The organism is Streptomyces cavernae, from assembly GCF_004023625.1.
In the GTDB taxonomy this organism is placed as follows: domain Bacteria; phylum Actinomycetota; class Actinomycetes; order Streptomycetales; family Streptomycetaceae; genus Streptomyces; species Streptomyces cavernae.
The window spans coordinates 1-15,176 of sequence record NZ_RPDJ01000040.1 but is presented as its reverse complement, the minus strand read 5'-3'; the positions used below and the strand labels follow the sequence as shown (position 1 = coordinate 15,176).

Below are 15,176 nucleotides of genomic sequence, written 5' to 3'. Positions count from 1 at the left end.
ATTAGCCTCCCCGCGTAACCTCGCGGGAAATGCAGGGAGAAGGGGGCCCGGAGTGACCGCTGAGGCCATGGAGGCGGGGCCCCAGGAGGGGCCGGCCGCCGACGGTGGAGCACCGTTGCGCATCGCGCTCCTGACCTACAAGGGGAACCCGTTCTGCGGTGGCCAGGGTGTCTACGTACGGCACCTCTCCCGCGAACTCACCCGGCTCGGCCACCGCGTCGAGGTCATCGGCTCCCAGCCGTACCCCGTGCTCGACGAGGGCGCCGGACTCGGCGGGCTGAGCCTGACCGAACTGCCCAGCCTCGACCTGTACCGCCAGCCCGACCCCTTCCGCACCCCGAAGCGGGAGGAGTACCGGGACTGGATCGACGCCCTGGAAGTGGCGACGATGTGGACCGGCGGCTTCCCCGAGCCGCTCACCTTCTCGCTGCGGGCCCGGCGCCATCTGCGCGCCCGGCGCGGCGACTTCGACGTCGTGCACGACAACCAGACCCTCGGCTACGGCCTCCTGGGAGATGTCGGCGCGCCCCTCGTCACGACGATCCATCACCCCATCACGGTGGACCGCCAGTTGGAGCTGAACGCCGCCGAGGGCTTCAAGCGCCGGGCGTCCGTGCGGCGCTGGTACGCCTTCACCCGTATGCAGAAGCGCGTCGCGCGCCGGCTCCCCTCCATCCTCACCGTCTCCGGCAGCTCCCGGCAGGAGATCGTCGACCACCTCGGCGTACGCGACGACCGTGTCCACGTCGTCCATATCGGCGCCGACACCGACCTGTTCGCGCCCGACCCGGCCGTACAGCGGACACCGGGCCGCATCGTCACCACCTCCAGCGCCGACGTGCCGCTCAAGGGCCTGGTCTTCCTCATCGAGGCGCTCGCCAAGGTGCGCACCGAGCAGCCCGCCGCCCACCTCGTCGTCGTCGGCAAGCGGCCCGAGGGCGGGCCCGTGGCACAGGCCATCGAGCGCTACGGCCTCGACGGCGCCGTGTCGTTCGTGAAGGGCATCTCCGACGCCGAGCTGGTCGACCTGGTGCGCTCGGCCCAAGTGGCCTGTGTGCCCTCGCTTTACGAGGGGTTCTCGCTGCCCGCCGCGGAGGCGATGGCGACCGGTACGCCGCTGGTGGCCACCACCGGCGGAGCGATACCCGAGGTCGCCGGCCGTGACGGGGAGACCTGCCTGGCGGTGCCGCCCGGTGACTCCGGGGCGCTCGCCGTGGCCCTGGGCCGGCTCCTGGGCGACGCGGAGCTGCGGGCACGGCTCGGGGCGGCCGGCCGGGAGCGGGTGCTCGAGCGCTTCACCTGGGCGAAGGCCGCCGAGGGCACCGTGGCGCGCTACCGCGAGGCCATGGAGGGCTCCGCGGGCTCCGGCGGAGGCGCCCGAGCCGTCGGAGGCGCCCGAGCCGTCGAAGACGTTGCCGAAGAACAGATCGAAGCCAACCTCGAAAGCAGGGCCACGTGCTGACCGTCGACTTCTCCCGGTTCCCGCTCGCCCCGGGCGACCGTGTGCTGGACCTCGGCTGCGGTGCCGGACGGCACGCGTTCGAGTGCTACCGGCGTGGGGCCCGGGTCGTCGCACTGGACCGCAACGCGGAGGAAATCCGCGAGGTCGCCAAGTGGTTCGCGGCGATGGCGGAGGCGGGCGAGGCACCCGCCGGGGCCACCGCCACCGCGATGGAGGGCGACGCGCTCGCGCTGCCGTTCCCCGACGAGTCCTTCGACGTCGTCATCATCTCCGAGGTGATGGAGCACATCCCCGACGACAAGGGCGTGCTCGCCGAAATGGTCCGCGTGCTGAAGCCGGGCGGACGCATCGCGGTCACCGTCCCGCGCTACGGCCCCGAAAAGGTCTGCTGGACACTCAGCGACGCCTACCACGAGGTCGAGGGCGGCCACATCCGTATCTACAAGGCGGACGAGCTGCTGGCGAAGATGACCGAGGCCGGCCTGGAGCCGTACGGCACCCACCACGCCCACGCCCTGCACTCGCCCTACTGGTGGCTGAAGTGCGCGTTCGGCGTCGACAACGACCAGGCGCTACCGGTCCGCGCGTACCACAAGCTGCTGGTCTGGGACATCATGAAGAAGCCCCTCGCCACCAGGCTCGCCGAACAGGCGCTGAACCCGCTGATCGGCAAGAGCTTCGTGGCCTACGCGACCAAGCCGCACCTGCCCGAACTCGCCGGCGAACAGCCCGCCGAGGCGCACACCACCGAGCAGGACACGAAGGCCCAGCCCGCCGAGCCGGGGCCCGCCAAGGCCCAGCCGTCCAAGGCCCAGCCCGCCAAGGCGCGGCGCTCCAAGGCGGCCGCCAAGTGACCACTCCCCGGACAGAACACCTCGTCCTGCCCGGGGTCCTCACCGCAGAGGAGGCCGCCGCCACGGTTCGCGGCATCCTCGCGGTGCAGCGCGCGGACGGAGCCATACCGTGGTTCCGCGGGCACCACCTCGACCCGTGGGACCACACCGAGGCCGCGATGGCACTGGACGCGGCGGGGGAGCACGACGCGGCGGAACGCGCCTACGAGTGGCTGCGCCGGCACCAGAACGAGGACGGCGCCTGGTACGCCGCCTACGCGGACGGGGACGCCGACGACGTCACCGACCGAGGCTGCGAGACCAACTTCGTCGCGTACGTCGCCGTCGGCGTCTGGCACCACTACCTCGCCACCGGCGACGACACCTTCCTGGACCGCATGTGGCCCATGGTCCACGCCGCCGTCGAGTTCGTGCTGCTGCTCCAGCAGCCCGGCGGACAGATCGGCTGGAAGCGCGAGGCCGACGGCACCGCCACCGAGGACGCGCTGCTGACCGGGAGTTCGTCCATCCACCACGCACTGCGCTGCGCGCTCGCCATCGCCGAACAGCGCGAAGAACCGCAGCCGGACTGGGAGTTGGCGCTCGGCGCGCTGCGGCACGCGATACGCCGGCACCCCGAGCGGTTCCTCGACAAGGACCGCTACTCGATGGACTGGTACTACCCGGTGCTCGGCGGTGCGTTGACCGGTGCCGAGGCCAAGTCCCGTATCGAGGAGGGCTGGGACCGCTTCGTGGTGCCCGGACTCGGCGTCCGCTGCGTCGTCCCCAACCCCTGGGTCACGGGCGGCGAGTCGGCCGAACTCGCCCTCGCGCTCTGGGCGACCGGCGAGTCCGACCGCGCGCTGGAGATCCTCCAGTCCATCCAGCACCTGCGCGATCCCCGGACCGGCCTGTACTGGACCGGATACGTCTACGACGACCGTGCCGTCTGGCCCGAGGAACTCACCACCTGGACGGCCGGCTCGGTCCTCCTCGCCGTGGCCGCGCTCGGCGGCGACGAGCCCACCTGCGCGGTCTTCGGCGGCGAACGCCTACCGACGGGGCTGGCGTTCGACTGCTGCTCCTGACGCCGCTCCCCTTGGGTGCACTTCATCCACGACTCGCTGAACGTGGGAGAAAAGGCGTTCGCCTCCAAAGGCGGGCACTCACCGGTTTCCTCCCGTAGCGCGCACCGCACCGGGGCCGCCCGAGAGGCGGCCCCGGGTGTCGTCGGGCTCCCGTCCGGGTTCAGTGCGGGCTCAGTGGCGGTGCATACGGTTGGCGATCGCGTGGCCCACGAAGAGGTACACGACGGCCGCCAGGCCGTAGCCCGCGACGACCCGTGCCCAGGCCTCGTCGAAGGTGAACAGGTCGCGGGACCAGCCGGCCAGCCAGGTTGCCGCGTCGTGGACGAACTGCACCAGGTCATTGCCCCGGTTGGCGTCCAGCAGGTACATCAGAATCCACAGACCGAGGATGACGGCCATGATGTCCGCAATGATCGCGATGACCGTCCCTGCCTGATTGGAACCGTTGCGAGAATGAGGGGACATACCTCCCGGGTTGCCCTTGAATCCTGAATGAAACCTGGGCATCCCCGTACGGGCCCCGGCAACCCGGGGGTCGGCGTCACGAGTTGAGATCGGCGAGCACCCTCAACGTCTCCGGGTCCCGGGTCAGGACCAGCAGGTCGGTGATCGGGCCCTTGCGCCACGACTCCAGGCGTTCGGCGATGCGTTCGCGGGGGCCGACCAGGGAGATCTCGTCGGCGAAGGCGTCCGGGACGGCGAGCACCGCCTCCTCGCGGCGGCCCTCGAGGAAGAGGCGTTGGATCCTGCGGGCCTCCTCCTCGTATCCCATCCGGGCCATCAGATCGGCATGGAAGTTGCGCGCCGCGTGGCCCATGCCGCCGATGTAGAAGCCGAGCATCGTCTTGACGGGGAGCAGCCCTTCGGAGACGTCGTCGCAGACCCGCACCTGGGCCATCGGCGCCACGAGGAAACCTTCGGGCGCCTCGGCCAGCGAGGCCTCGTACACGTCCGCCCGCTGCGGTGACCAGTACAGCGGCAGCCAGCCGTCGGCGATCCTGGCCGTCTGTGCGATGTTCTTCGGGCCCTCGGCACCCAGGAGCACCGGCAGATCCGCCCGCAGCGGATGCGTGATCGGCTTCAGCGGCTTGCCGAGGCCCGTACCGTCCGCCCCCCGGTAGGGATGCGTGTGGAAGCGGCCGGCCAGTTCGACGGGGGCCTCCCGCCTGAGCACTTGGCGTACGACGTCCACGTACTCCCGGGTCGCGGTCAGTGGCGACTTCGGGAACGGACGCCCGTACCAGCCCTCCACGACCTGCGGCCCCGACAGACCGAGGCCGAGCAGCATCCGCCCGCCGGAGAGATGGTCGAGGGTCAGCGCGTGCATCGCGGTCGTGGTGGGGGAGCGGGCCGCCATCTGGGCGACGGCCGTACCCAGCCGGATGCGCGAGGTGCGCGCGGCGATCCAGGTCAGCGGGGTGAACGCGTCGGACCCCCACGACTCGGCGGTCCACACGGAGTCGTAGCCGAGACGTTCGGCCTCCAGCGCGAGGTCGACGTGGGTCGGGTCGGGGCCGCGGCCCCAGTAGCCGAGTGCGAGACCGAGCCGCATGGCACCTCCAGCGCGCCTGAACCGACTTCTGACGGATCATCAGAACGGATCGTCAGGCGGACTGTACGGCAACGGCCCCACGCCCGGAAGAGCGTGGGGCCGTTGCCGACGGCGAAAGAGGTGCAACAGGCGGAACAGGCGGAACGGACGGGGTGCGACGGGTGGACGGTGCCAACCTCGGTCAGCCGCGCTGGATACCGCTGGTGTCCTGCAGCACGCCCCGACGGCCGTCCTGCGTCTGGGCGATCAGCGCCGGACCGCGGCTCTCGACCGCCAGGTACCAGGTCCCCGGCGCCAGTTCGGCGATCGGCGTGGGCGAGCCGTCCTCCGAGAACAGCGGACGCGGCACCGGCACCGCGAACCAGAACGGGGAGAACTCCGCGGCGGGCTGCGCCGCCTGGGTCTGCTGCGGCTGCTGCTGTGCGGGCTGGCCGCCGTACGGCTGCTGCGGCTGACCGCCGAAGGGCTGGCCCTGGCCCTGCTGGGGCTGCTGGGCTCCCGGGTAGCCGTAGCCACCGGGCGGCTGGGCGCCGTGCGGTTGCTGGGTCTGCGGACGCGGCGCCGGCAGAAGGGCGCCCTTGAGGGCGGGGACGAGCGGGGTGGCGATGGCGGCGGCGGCGAGGAGCACCGAGCCGACCAGCATCAGGATGAGTCCCGCTCCCGCGTCGATGGCCACGCCGCCCCCGTTGTCCGCACCCCCGGCGGGGTCGAAGACGTTGGCGAGCGCGCTCCACGCGGCGAAGACGGCGAACGCGACGCCGAACTGGCCCAGGTCCACACCGGCCGGCTTCGGCAGCTGCATCCCCCTGGAGAGCACGACGAGCACCGCGCCGACGATGCCCGCCAGGACTACGCCCATCAGTACCGGCGCACTCTCCCAGGCGTTCGGGAAGTCGGCGTCGTCCGAAACCCCGTCGACGGAGTAGATGTCGAGGAACGAGGAGATCAACAGCAGAACCGCTGCACCGATCACCACGCCGTCGCCTCGAGTGAGGGAGCGGATATTCACTTCAAGGTCCTTCGTCAGTCGTCTCGTCATCGGTGGAGGCGCCAGCTGTCGCCGATGTCGCCGGCAACGTGTCGCCGTCACGTCGCACTCGCGAAGCGCGGGGATGGCCCCACATCGTACGGTCGACACTATCGCTCGTACGGTCGGGGTGTCTGCCGGGATCGGGCGTAATGCGACTGTCCTTCCTCACCCCCGCCCTACCCCCGCAGGAAACTCACGATTCCCTCAGAGATGCCCTGCGCCGCCTTCTGCCGCCACGCACCACTGGTGAGCAGGGCCGCGTCCTTGGCGTCGCGCATGTTGCCGCACTCGATGAACACCTTGGGGACGGTCGACAGGTTCAGGCCGCCGAGGTCGGTGCGGACGTCCAGGCCGGTGCCGCCGCCGATGTAGTTGGAGGGCGCGCTGCCGGTCTCCCGGAGGAAGTTGCCCGCGATGCGTTCGCCCAGCTCGCGGGAGGCGGCCACGATGGGGCGGGTGTCGGCGCCCCCGGCGTCCACCGACCCCGGCATGATCACGTGGAAGCCGCGGTTGCCGGCACCCGAACCGTCGGCGTGGACGGAGACCACGGCGTCCGCACCCGCACGGTTCCCGAACCTGGCCCGTTCGTCCACGCACGGACCCCAGGGCCGGTCGCCGTCCTGCGTCAGCCTCACCGTGGCGCCCTGCGCCTCGAGGATCGTCCGCAGGCGGCGGGAGACGTCGAGGGTGAACGCGGCCTCGGTGTAACCGTCGTTGGTGGACGTGCCGGTGGTGTCGCACTCCTTGCGGTTGGTGCCGATGTCGACCTGGCGGTTGATCTCGCCGATGTGCTTGGAGTTGCCGGGGTTGTGCCCCGGGTCGATGACGACGACCTTGCCCCGCAGCGGGCCGGACCCGCCGCCGGAGGAGGGCGGAGACGTCCGGGCGGTCACCGAAGGCGCGGAGGGCGCCGCGCTCCGCTTCGCGTCCTCCGTGCCGTCACCACTGGGCGCGGGGTCCGGCGTGTGGTTCAGGACGGACGACGAATCCCCGGCCCCCGGCGTGGACGGCTTGGCCCCGTCGGACCCACCGGCATCCCCCACCGCCTGCCACAGTAGGGTCCCGGCCACCCCGGCGGCCACGAGAGCGGCCACCGTCATGACGAGCGGCCCGCGCCGGGGGCGGCGCGGCGGCTGGGGATCGAAGTCGGGGCCCACGTACGACACGGGTGCCACCTTACGGCGTGCCCGCGGGCGGGCAGGGACCGTGCCGCGCCGCCCGGCCCCGCATGCCCGTGCCGCGGGCCGGTACGCCCGGGCCGGGGTCCCGAACGCTCGGGCCGTGGCTCAGGAACCCAGGTAGTGGAGCACGGCGAGAATACGGCGGCTGTATCCGGTGGTTCCGGTCAGCCGGAGCTTCTCGAAGATCGCGTTGATGTGCTTCTCCACGGCGCTCCGGGAGATGTGCAACTGCTCGGCGATGGCCGCGTTGGTGTGTCCTTGGGCCATCCTGGCGAGCACTTCGTGTTCGCGTTCGGTCAGACGCCGCAGTGGGTCCGTATGGCTGCTGTGGGCCAGCAGACGGCGTACCACCTCGGGGTCGAACGCGGTCCGGCCGGAGGCGACCCGGTCGAGGGCGTCGAGGAACTCGTCGATCTGCACCACTCGGTCCTTCAGCAGGTAGCCGACGCCCTCACCGCTGTCGCCCCCGCTGCCGGTCAGCAGCTCGGTGGCGTACCGCCGCTCCACGTACTGGGACAGCACCAGCACCCCCGTCCCCGGCCAGCGGCGCCGGATCTCCAGGGCGGCGCGGAGCCCCTCGTCGGTGTGGGTGGGCGGCATCCGCACGTCCACCACGACCGCGTCCGGCGGGTCCTCGGCCACGGCGGCCAGCAGGGCGTCGGCGTCCCCGACGGCTGCCGTGATCTCGTGGCCCTCATCCGCCAGCAGCCGTACGAGCCCCTCGCGCAGCAGCGTCGAGTCGTCGGCGAGCATCACCCGCACGGCAGCTCCGCGGTGATGACGGTGGGGCCCGCCGCGGGGCTCACGACCGTGAACCGTCCGTCGAGCGCCGCAACCCGCCGGGCCAGTCCGAGCAGCCCGCCTCCCGTGGGGTCGGCCCCGCCCTTTCCGTTGTCCTCGATACGCACGACCACCATGGTGCCCTGTCGCGTGACGCGGACGGTGACGAGTGTGGCCCCGGAGTGCTTCGCGGCATTGGTGACGGCCTCGGCGACGACGAAGTACGCCACCGTCTGCACGGCGGCGGGCGGCTCGCCGCTCAACTCGCAGGTGAGGCGCACCGGTAGGCCGGCCCGCTCGGCGACCGTCTCCAACGCCGCCGCGAGACCACCCCCGTCGAGCGCCGCCGGGTACACGCGCCAGGCCACGTCCCGCAGTTCGGCCAGCGCCCGCCGTGACTCCTCGTGCGCCTGGCGCAGCAACTCGTGGGCCTTCTCGGGGTCCGTGGCGCGGCGGGAGCGGCCCAACAGCATGCCCAGCGCCACCAGTCGCTGCTGGACGCCGTCGTGCAGGTCGCGTTCGATCCGCCGCCGTTCGTCGTGCACCGCCTCGATCACACCCGCCCGGCTCTCCGTGAGCTCGCCGATCCTGACCTCCAGCAACTCCCGGTCACCGGGCCCGAGGAAACGCCGGGCCAGCCACACGTCCAGCAGACCGACGCCGTACACGCCCTGTGCTGACAGGAACAGCAGGAACAGACCGCCGAACCCAGCGACCACCACATCGCCGGGATGGGCGACGTCCCCGTACACGGGCCACCACCACACCGGCAGGGAGGTGTAGGCGACCCCGGCCAGCAGGCTCAGCAGCACCGCCCCGCCGAGCCCGCCGAGCGCGCACCGCAGGGCCAGGTAGCGCAGGACGGAACCCTCGGCCCGTGGTACGTCCAGTTCGACGCCGTAGTACGCGGCCACCCGGCGCCGTTCGGCGTCGGCCAGCGAGCGGGCCGCGCGGTAAACGGCGGACCGGTGCGGGCCGCCGTCGGCGCGCTGGACCAGCGTGGCCAGCAGCCACAGTCCCCCCACGACCACGAGGACGAGTTCGACGACGGCGGTCAGCGCGCCCAGGAGGACGCCGAGGGTGACCCGTAACCAGCGGCGGAGGAGCGTACGCATGACCGGCAACGTACCCAAGGGGCTCGGCCGTACGGGACTGCGGAAAACCACACGATCGCGCTGTGGGATTCCCTCCCGGAGTCTGTGGTGTTCCCTCCCGGAGTATGCGGGGACCCGCATACCGGAGGGGAGTTCGTCTGCCTAGCGTCAAACGCATGATCTCTGTCGCTGAATCCGAGATGCCCGCGGGTGGCGTCGCAGGCTGGGCCGCCGGCCTCATGGACTCCATCGGCGCCGTGGGCGCCGGGGCGGCCGTCGCCCTGGAGAACCTCTTCCCACCGCTGCCCAGCGAAGTGATTTTGCCGCTCGCGGGTTTCGCGGCGAGTCAGGGCCGGATGAGCCTCCTCGCCGCGGTGCTGTGGACGACCGTCGGATCCGTGGTCGGGGCCCTCGCCCTCTACGCCATCGGTGCGCTGCTCGGCAGGGAGCGCACCATCGCCGTCGCCGCCCGGATCCCCCTGGTGAAGCCCTCCGACATCGAGCGGACCGAGGCGTGGTTCGCCCGGCACGGCACCAAGGCCGTCCTCTTCGGCCGCATGGTCCCCATCTTCCGCAGCATGATCTCGATCCCGGCCGGCGTGGAACGGATGCGCCTGCCCGTCTTCCTCGGCCTGACCACGCTGGGGAGCCTCGTCTGGAACGCCGTCTTCGTCCTCGCCGGCTATCTGCTGGGCAGCCGCTGGCACCAGGTGACCGATCTGGCCGGCCTCTACTCCAAGGTGGTGCTGGCGTTCGCCGCGCTCGCCGTGGCCGCGTTCGCCGGGCTGCGGCTGAGGCTGCGCCTGCGCTTACGCAAGGCGCGCAAGGGGGCCCACCGGGTGACCCGTTGAGTCGTCCGGCGGGGGAGGCGTTCGGCCGTGAGGTGCGTGGCGCGGATGACTTCGGCCGTGCCGCGTCCGGTGGGCAGGCGTCCTCAGATGCCGGGGCCCGTCCGGCGCAGCACGCGCAGGGAGTCGGTGGCCGGGAGCTCGGTGAACGCGCCGGATTCCAGGGCCCGCATATAGACGCGGTACGGGGCCTGGCCGGTGAACTCGTCCACGGGATCGGGGAACACGTCGTGGATCAGCAGGAGGCCGCCCTCGGCGACGTGCGGGGCCCAGCCCTCGTAGTCCGCGGTGGCGTGCTCGTCGGTGTGGCCCCCGTCGATGAAGACCAGACCGAGCGGGGTGCCCCAGATCGCGGCGACCTGCGGGGAACGGCCGACCAGGGCGATCACGTGCTCCTCCAGCCCGGCCCCGTGGAGCGTGCGGCGGAACGTGGGGAGCGTGTCCATGAGGCCGGTCTCTGGGTCCACCGTCTCCGGGTCGTGGTAGTCCCAGCCCGGCTGCTGCTCCTCGCTGCCGCGGTGGTGGTCCACGGTGAGCGCGCTGACGCCCGCCTCGCGGGCCGCGTCGGCGAGCAGGATCGTGGAGCGCCCGCAGTACGTGCCGACCTCCAGCAGCGGCAGGCCCAGCCGCCCCGCCTCGACGGCGGCCCCGTACAGTGCCAGCCCCTCGTGGACGGGCATGAACCCCTTGGCCGCCTCGAAGGCGGCGAGGATCTCGGGCTTGGGGGCCGCGGGCGGCATGGTGGCTCCTGTCGTCGGGCGGGCGGGAGCCCACATCGTGTCGCACCTCCTGGGCGTGGGGGCGCTCGGGGGGCCTACCTACCGTGACCCGCCGGCACCGATGTACTCGGGACGGAGCGCTCGGCTGTGCCCGGGACGGAGCGCTCGGCTGTGCCCGGGACGGAGCGCTCGGCTGTGCCCGGGACGGAGCGCTCGGCTGTGCCCGGGACGGAGCGCTCGGCTGTGCCCGGGACGGAGCGCTCGGCTGTGCCCGGGACAGAGTCTCCCGCGCTGCTCGCACGCAACCGGAGCCGGGACGCCCCGGTGCGCCGCCCGGGCAGGAACACCGCGAAGAGCAGACCGACGACGACCGCGCCGGTGGCGATCAGGAACGAGATCCTGAAGCCCTGCATGCTGGGCACCGCGACCCCGCCCACGGTGTTCGCCGTGTCGGCCAGCACCATGCCGATGACGGCGCTCGACACGGATGTACCGAAGGAACGCATCAGGGTGTTGAGGCCGTTCGCCGCGCCGGTCTCGGACGGGGCGACGGCGCCGACGATCAGCGCGGGGAGCGAGGAGTAGGCGAGGCCGATGCCCGCGCCGAGGACCACCGAGAGGACCACGGTCTGCCAGGCGGCGCTCATCAGGCCGAGGCCGGCGCCGTAGCCGATGGTGATGATCAGCATGCCGATGATGAGGGTGGTCTTCGGGCCGTACCGGGTGGACAGCCGGGCGTAGACGGGGGCGGTGAACATCATCGTCAGGCCCAGCGGTGCCACGCACAGGCCCGCGACCACCATCGACCGGCCGAGCCCGTAGCCGGTGGCCGTGGGCAGTTGCAGCAGCTGGGGCAGGACCAGCGAGACCGCGTAGAACGCGACACCGACCATGATCGAGGCCAGGTTGGTCAGCAGCACCTCGCGGCGGGCGGTGGTGCGCAGGTCCACCAGCGGGGCGTCCTTGCGCAGCTCCAGCAGACCCCACAGCACGAGGACGACGACCGCCGCGCCCAGCAGACCGAGCGTGCGGACCGAACCCCAGCCCCAGTCGCTGCCCTTGGTGATGGGCAGGAGCAGCAGCACCAGGCCGGCCGAGAGCCCGATCGCGCCGAGCCCGTCGAAGCTGCCCTTCGCCTTGACCGTGGACTCCGGTACGAGGAACAGCGTGAGGAGGATCGAGACCGTGCCGAGGGCGGCGGAACCGAAGAAGAGGGCGTGCCAGTCGGCGTGCTGGGCGATCAACGCGGCGGCGGGCAGGGCTAGTCCACCGCCGACGCCGATCGAGGAGCTCATCAGGGCCATCGCGGAGGCGAGCCGTTCGCGGGGGAGCAGGTCGCGCATCAGGCCGATCCCCAGGGGGATGGCGCCCATCGCAAAGCCCTGGAGGGCCCGGCCGACGATCATCACGGGCAACTCGCTGGTGAAACCGCAGATCAGCGAGCCGAACACCATGACCGCGAGGCTGGCGAGCAGCAGCCGCCGCTTGCCGTGCAGGTCGCCGAGCCGGCCCATGATGGGAGTGGCCACGGCGCCCGCGAGAAGCGTGGACGTCATGACCCAGGTCGCGTTGCCGGGAGTGGCGCCCAGCAGCGTCGGCAGATCCTTGATGACGGGGACGAGCAGGGTCTGCATGACCGCGACCACGATGCCCGCGAAGGCGAGCACCGGGACGATGCCCGCGGGTGCGCCTCCGGTCTGGTGCTGCGTCGTGGGCGTCGTGGTGCGAGTCATTGAGCGGGGCCTCCGGGGCGGGGGGCGGGACGCGGCGACGGGCGTCGGGCGGACCTGGGACAGGTGGGATACGTGAGAGATGAACCCCGTGTACCGGGGCAACTATTCCCGTTCGCGAAAGCCTTGTTCGCGAAAGCCTTGTTCGCCAAACCCTTCCGTATCCGTTTGTCTGATGGGTCGTCAGCTATTCCGTAGAAATGCAACGTGTTCTACTCTGACGTCCTTCCGGGCCCGGCAGAGGGCCGTGACCGCGGCCTATGGGGATGCGCATGGGTATCGGAATCACCGGCGAGCAGCAGGAGTTGGCGTCGTCGGTACGCGGCTGGGCCGGACGGGCCGTGCCGCCCGGGGAGGTCCGCAAACTCCTCGACGCCCCCGCCGCCGGCCGCCCGCCCCACTGGGACGCGCTCGCCGCGCAGGGACTGCTCGGGGTCCATCTGCCGGAACCGTACGGTGGCGGCGGGGACCTGGTCGATCTCGCGGTGGTCGTGGAGGAGGCGGGCCGCGCTGCACTTCCGGGGCCGTTCCTGGCGAGCGTCCTGGCATCGGCGGTCCTCGAACGCGCCGGGGCGCCGGAGTTGTTGCGGGCGCTGGCGAGCGGGGAGCGGATCGGAGCCGTCGCACTCGGGCCGGGATCCCTGCGCGCGACCCCCGCCGCCGCCGGTACCTACGTACTCGACGGAACCTCCGAGCCGGTGCTCTCCGGCGGCGACGCCGATGTGCTCGTCCTCGCGGCCGAAGAGGTCCCGCTACCCGGCCGCGCCCCCGACGGCGCCCCGGTCGTCTGGATGGCCGTCGACGCAGGCGAGTTGGCGGTCAGGGCCCACACGAGCGCGGACCCCACGCGCCCCACCGCCGAGGTGTCCGCCACCGGCGTACGCGTACCCGCCGACCGCGTGCTGCGCATCGACTCGGCACTCGTACGCGACCTCGCCGCCGTCCTGTTCGCCGCCGACGCCTGCGGCACGGCCGCCTGGGCGCTGCACACGGCCGCCGAACACGCCAAGACACGCGAGCAGTTCGGCCACCCCATCGGCCGCTTCCAGGGCGTCAAGCACCTCTGCGCCGACATGCTCGTCCGCCTCGAACAGGCCCGCGCCCTGACCTGGGACGCGGCCCGCTCCCTCAGTGAACGCTCCGGTGAGGGCGGTGAGGGCGGTGAGGGCGGTGAGGGCGGTGAGGGCGGTCAGGCCGTTGAGGCCGGTCATGAGACTGGTGAGGCACCCGCGACCCCCGAGGAGGCCGGTGAGGCGCCTGCGCCCCCCGAGGAGGCCCCCGAGGCTCGCCGGGAGGCCCGCGAACTGGTCGTCGCGCTCGCCGCGGGAGCCGCTCTCGACGCCGCCCTCTCCTGCGCCAAGGACTGCGTGCAGATCCTCGGGGGCATTGGCTTCACCTGGGAACACGACGCCCATCTGTATCTCCGACGGGCCCTCGTGGCACGCCAGTTGGCGGGCACCGGCGACGCACACCGCGCACGCGCGCTGCGGCTGGCGGAGGCCGGAGCGCGCCGGGAGCTGCGCCTCGAACTCCCGCCGGAGGCGGACGCGTACCGCCGCGGGACCCGCCAGGCGATCGGCGGCGCACACGGCCTCGACCCCGCCGCGGTGCGTCGGCTGCTCGCCCCCACCGGCTACGCCGCCCCCCATCTGCCGCCGCCTTACGGACTCGGCGCCGGAGCCGTCCAACAGCTCGCCATCCAGGACGAGTTGGCCCGTGCCGGGCTCCGGCTCAGCGACCTGGGGATCGCCACCTGGGTCGTCCCGTCCCTCATCGCCTATGGGACCGAGGAGCAGCGGAAGCGCTACCTGCTGCCCACGCTCAGCGGTGAGCTGCTGTGGTGCCAGCTGTTCTCCGAACCGGACGCCGGGTCCGACCTGGCTTCGCTGCGCACGAGGGCCGAGGCCCTGCCGGACGGACGCTGGCGGATCAACGGGCAGAAGGTCTGGACGAGTTCCGCCCACCGCGCCGACCACGGCATCCTGCTGGCCCGCACCAATCCGGACGCGCCGAAGCACAAGGGGCTCACCTACTTCGTCGTCGACATGAAGAACACCGACGGCATCGACGTCCGCCCGCTGAAGGAGATCACCGGCGAGGAACTGTTCAACGAGGTCTACTTCGACGACGTCCTGCTGCCCGCCGACGCCGTGGTCGGCGCCGTCGACGACGGCTGGCGCGTCGCCCGCAACACGCTCGGCAACGAACGCGTGCACATGGCCGACCAGTTGACCTTCGACACCGGCCTCGAAGCGCTGCTGACCCGCACCCCCGCCGCCGACGGGCCCGCACGCGTCCGGGCCGCCGTGCTGCTGTCCGAGGCGCACGCGCTCGCCTGTATCGCGCTGCGCACCACCCTGCGGCAGGTGTCCGGTGTGGAGCCGGGTGCCGGGGCCTCGATCCGCAAGCTGGTGCAGACCGCGCACCAGCAGAAGGTGGCCGAACTGGCCCTCGAACTCCTCGGACCCGCGGGCGCCGTGTGCGAAGGCCCCGCAGCCCGCGCCGTCCACGGATTCCTGCTCTCCCGCTGTCTGACCATCGCGGGCGGCACGACACAGGTGCAGTTGAACGTGGTGGCCGAGCGGATCCTGGGGTTGCCGAGGGACTAGGCCGTTTCGTTTGGATCAGCGGGCCGACCACAGGAAGATGCCAGCGATGTGGAGTCCGGCCAGGTAGATCGTTGCGGTCTTCTCGTAGCGGGTGGCGATGCCTCGCCACTGCTTGAGGCGGTAGGCCGCGTGCTGGTGGGCACGCACGATGGTGGAGTCCACCGAGACGGCCCAGTCGAGGTCCTCATCGGCGCCGGCCATGGGCCGTCAGCGCGGTGAACACCCGCTCCCAGGTGCCGTCAACGGCCCA

The 15,176-nt window shown here is 72.0% G+C and carries 13 protein-coding genes and 1 pseudogene; 5 read left to right on the top strand and 9 right to left on the bottom strand.

Annotated features, from left to right (window positions below):
* Positions 1 to 52 precede the first annotated feature (52 nt).
* From EF387_RS37015 to EF387_RS37005, 3 genes are read left to right on the top strand one after another with little or no spacing between them, the layout of a single operon-like run.
* Positions 53 to 1,462, top strand: a complete 1,410-nt coding sequence (locus tag EF387_RS37015) for a glycosyltransferase family 4 protein (protein ID WP_128380998.1) — start codon at positions 53 to 55, stop codon at positions 1,460 to 1,462.
* Positions 1,456 to 2,316, top strand: a complete 861-nt coding sequence (locus EF387_RS37010; RefSeq protein WP_128380997.1) for a class I SAM-dependent methyltransferase — start codon at positions 1,456 to 1,458, stop codon at positions 2,314 to 2,316. The genes EF387_RS37015 and EF387_RS37010 overlap by 7 nt, the downstream gene beginning before the upstream one ends.
* A complete protein-coding gene (locus tag EF387_RS37005) occupies positions 2,313 to 3,383 on the top strand; it encodes a prenyltransferase/squalene oxidase repeat-containing protein (RefSeq protein WP_128380996.1) in 1,071 nt (356 codons plus the stop codon). The genes EF387_RS37010 and EF387_RS37005 overlap by 4 nt, the downstream gene beginning before the upstream one ends.
* Before the next feature lie 171 nt (positions 3,384 to 3,554).
* Here EF387_RS37005 and EF387_RS37000 read toward each other — a convergent pair whose 3' ends face one another.
* The 6 genes from EF387_RS37000 to EF387_RS36975 all read right to left on the bottom strand — a co-directional run bounded on the left by EF387_RS37000 (position 3,555) and on the right by EF387_RS36975 (position 9,041).
* The gene (locus tag EF387_RS37000) at positions 3,555 to 3,848 is read right to left on the bottom strand and encodes a hypothetical protein (RefSeq protein WP_128380995.1); all 294 of its coding nucleotides are present in this window, start codon (positions 3,846 to 3,848) and stop codon (positions 3,555 to 3,557) included.
* Between the two features lie 76 nt (positions 3,849 to 3,924).
* Positions 3,925 to 4,935 (bottom strand): LLM class F420-dependent oxidoreductase, encoded by a 1,011-nt coding sequence (locus EF387_RS36995; protein ID WP_128380994.1) that lies wholly within the window; start codon positions 4,933 to 4,935, stop codon positions 3,925 to 3,927.
* A 181-nt stretch (positions 4,936 to 5,116) separates the two neighbouring features.
* Positions 5,117 to 5,944, bottom strand: coding sequence for a DUF5336 domain-containing protein (locus tag EF387_RS36990; protein WP_128380993.1), 828 nt, complete (start codon positions 5,942 to 5,944; stop codon positions 5,117 to 5,119).
* Positions 5,945 to 6,141: 197 nt separating this feature from the next.
* A complete protein-coding gene (locus EF387_RS36985; protein WP_128380992.1) occupies positions 6,142 to 7,131 on the bottom strand; it encodes an N-acetylmuramoyl-L-alanine amidase in 990 nt (329 codons plus the stop codon).
* 120 nt (positions 7,132 to 7,251) lie between these two features.
* Complete coding sequence (locus tag EF387_RS36980) at positions 7,252 to 7,899, bottom strand: response regulator transcription factor (RefSeq protein ID WP_202918487.1); 648 nt, start codon at positions 7,897 to 7,899, stop codon at positions 7,252 to 7,254.
* Positions 7,899 to 9,041, bottom strand: a complete 1,143-nt coding sequence (locus tag EF387_RS36975; protein ID WP_128380991.1) for a sensor histidine kinase — start codon at positions 9,039 to 9,041, stop codon at positions 7,899 to 7,901. Before EF387_RS36975 ends, EF387_RS36980 begins: the two co-directional genes overlap by 1 nt.
* Before the next feature lie 155 nt (positions 9,042 to 9,196).
* Between EF387_RS36975 and EF387_RS36970 the strand changes: the two genes are divergently transcribed.
* Positions 9,197 to 9,871 (top strand): DedA family protein, encoded by a 675-nt coding sequence (locus EF387_RS36970; protein WP_128380990.1) that lies wholly within the window; start codon positions 9,197 to 9,199, stop codon positions 9,869 to 9,871.
* Between the two features lie 83 nt (positions 9,872 to 9,954).
* On the opposite strand, the gene EF387_RS36965 is transcribed toward EF387_RS36970, so the two are convergent.
* Positions 9,955 to 10,608 (bottom strand): class I SAM-dependent methyltransferase, encoded by a 654-nt coding sequence (locus EF387_RS36965; RefSeq protein WP_128380989.1) that lies wholly within the window; start codon positions 10,606 to 10,608, stop codon positions 9,955 to 9,957.
* A 74-nt stretch (positions 10,609 to 10,682) separates the two neighbouring features.
* Positions 10,683 to 12,320 carry an MFS transporter gene (locus tag EF387_RS36960; RefSeq protein ID WP_128380988.1) on the bottom strand — a complete coding sequence of 546 codons (1,638 nt, stop codon included), beginning with the start codon at positions 12,318 to 12,320 and terminating at the stop codon, positions 10,683 to 10,685.
* Between the two features lie 269 nt (positions 12,321 to 12,589).
* Between EF387_RS36960 and EF387_RS36955 the strand changes: the two genes are divergently transcribed.
* A complete protein-coding gene (locus EF387_RS36955) occupies positions 12,590 to 14,926 on the top strand; it encodes an acyl-CoA dehydrogenase family protein (protein ID WP_128380987.1) in 2,337 nt (778 codons plus the stop codon).
* 126 nt (positions 14,927 to 15,052) lie between these two features.
* On the opposite strand, the pseudogene EF387_RS36950 reads toward EF387_RS36955, so the two are convergent.
* Positions 15,053 to 15,176, bottom strand: a pseudogene (locus EF387_RS36950) (IS5/IS1182 family transposase); the annotation flags it as partial.

What these genes read in the sequence shown, in the direction of transcription:
- EF387_RS37000 (WP_128380995.1), bottom strand. Translation starts at nt 3,848, where the DNA reads ATGTCCCCTCATTCTCGCAACGGTTCCAATCAGGCAGGGACGGTCATC.
- EF387_RS36995 (WP_128380994.1), bottom strand. Translation starts at nt 4,935, where the DNA reads ATGCGGCTCGGTCTCGCACTCGGCTACTGGGGCCGCGGCCCCGACCCG.
- EF387_RS36980 (WP_202918487.1), bottom strand. Translation starts at nt 7,899, where the DNA reads ATGCTCGCCGACGACTCGACGCTGCTGCGCGAGGGGCTCGTACGGCTG.
- EF387_RS36975 (WP_128380991.1), bottom strand. Translation starts at nt 9,041, where the DNA reads ATGCGTACGCTCCTCCGCCGCTGGTTACGGGTCACCCTCGGCGTCCTC.
- EF387_RS36970 (WP_128380990.1), top strand. Translation starts at nt 9,197, where the DNA reads ATGATCTCTGTCGCTGAATCCGAGATGCCCGCGGGTGGCGTCGCAGGC.
- EF387_RS36965 (WP_128380989.1), bottom strand. Translation starts at nt 10,608, where the DNA reads ATGCCGCCCGCGGCCCCCAAGCCCGAGATCCTCGCCGCCTTCGAGGCG.
- EF387_RS36960 (WP_128380988.1), bottom strand. Translation starts at nt 12,320, where the DNA reads ATGACTCGCACCACGACGCCCACGACGCAGCACCAGACCGGAGGCGCA.
- EF387_RS36955 (WP_128380987.1), top strand. Translation starts at nt 12,590, where the DNA reads ATGGGTATCGGAATCACCGGCGAGCAGCAGGAGTTGGCGTCGTCGGTA.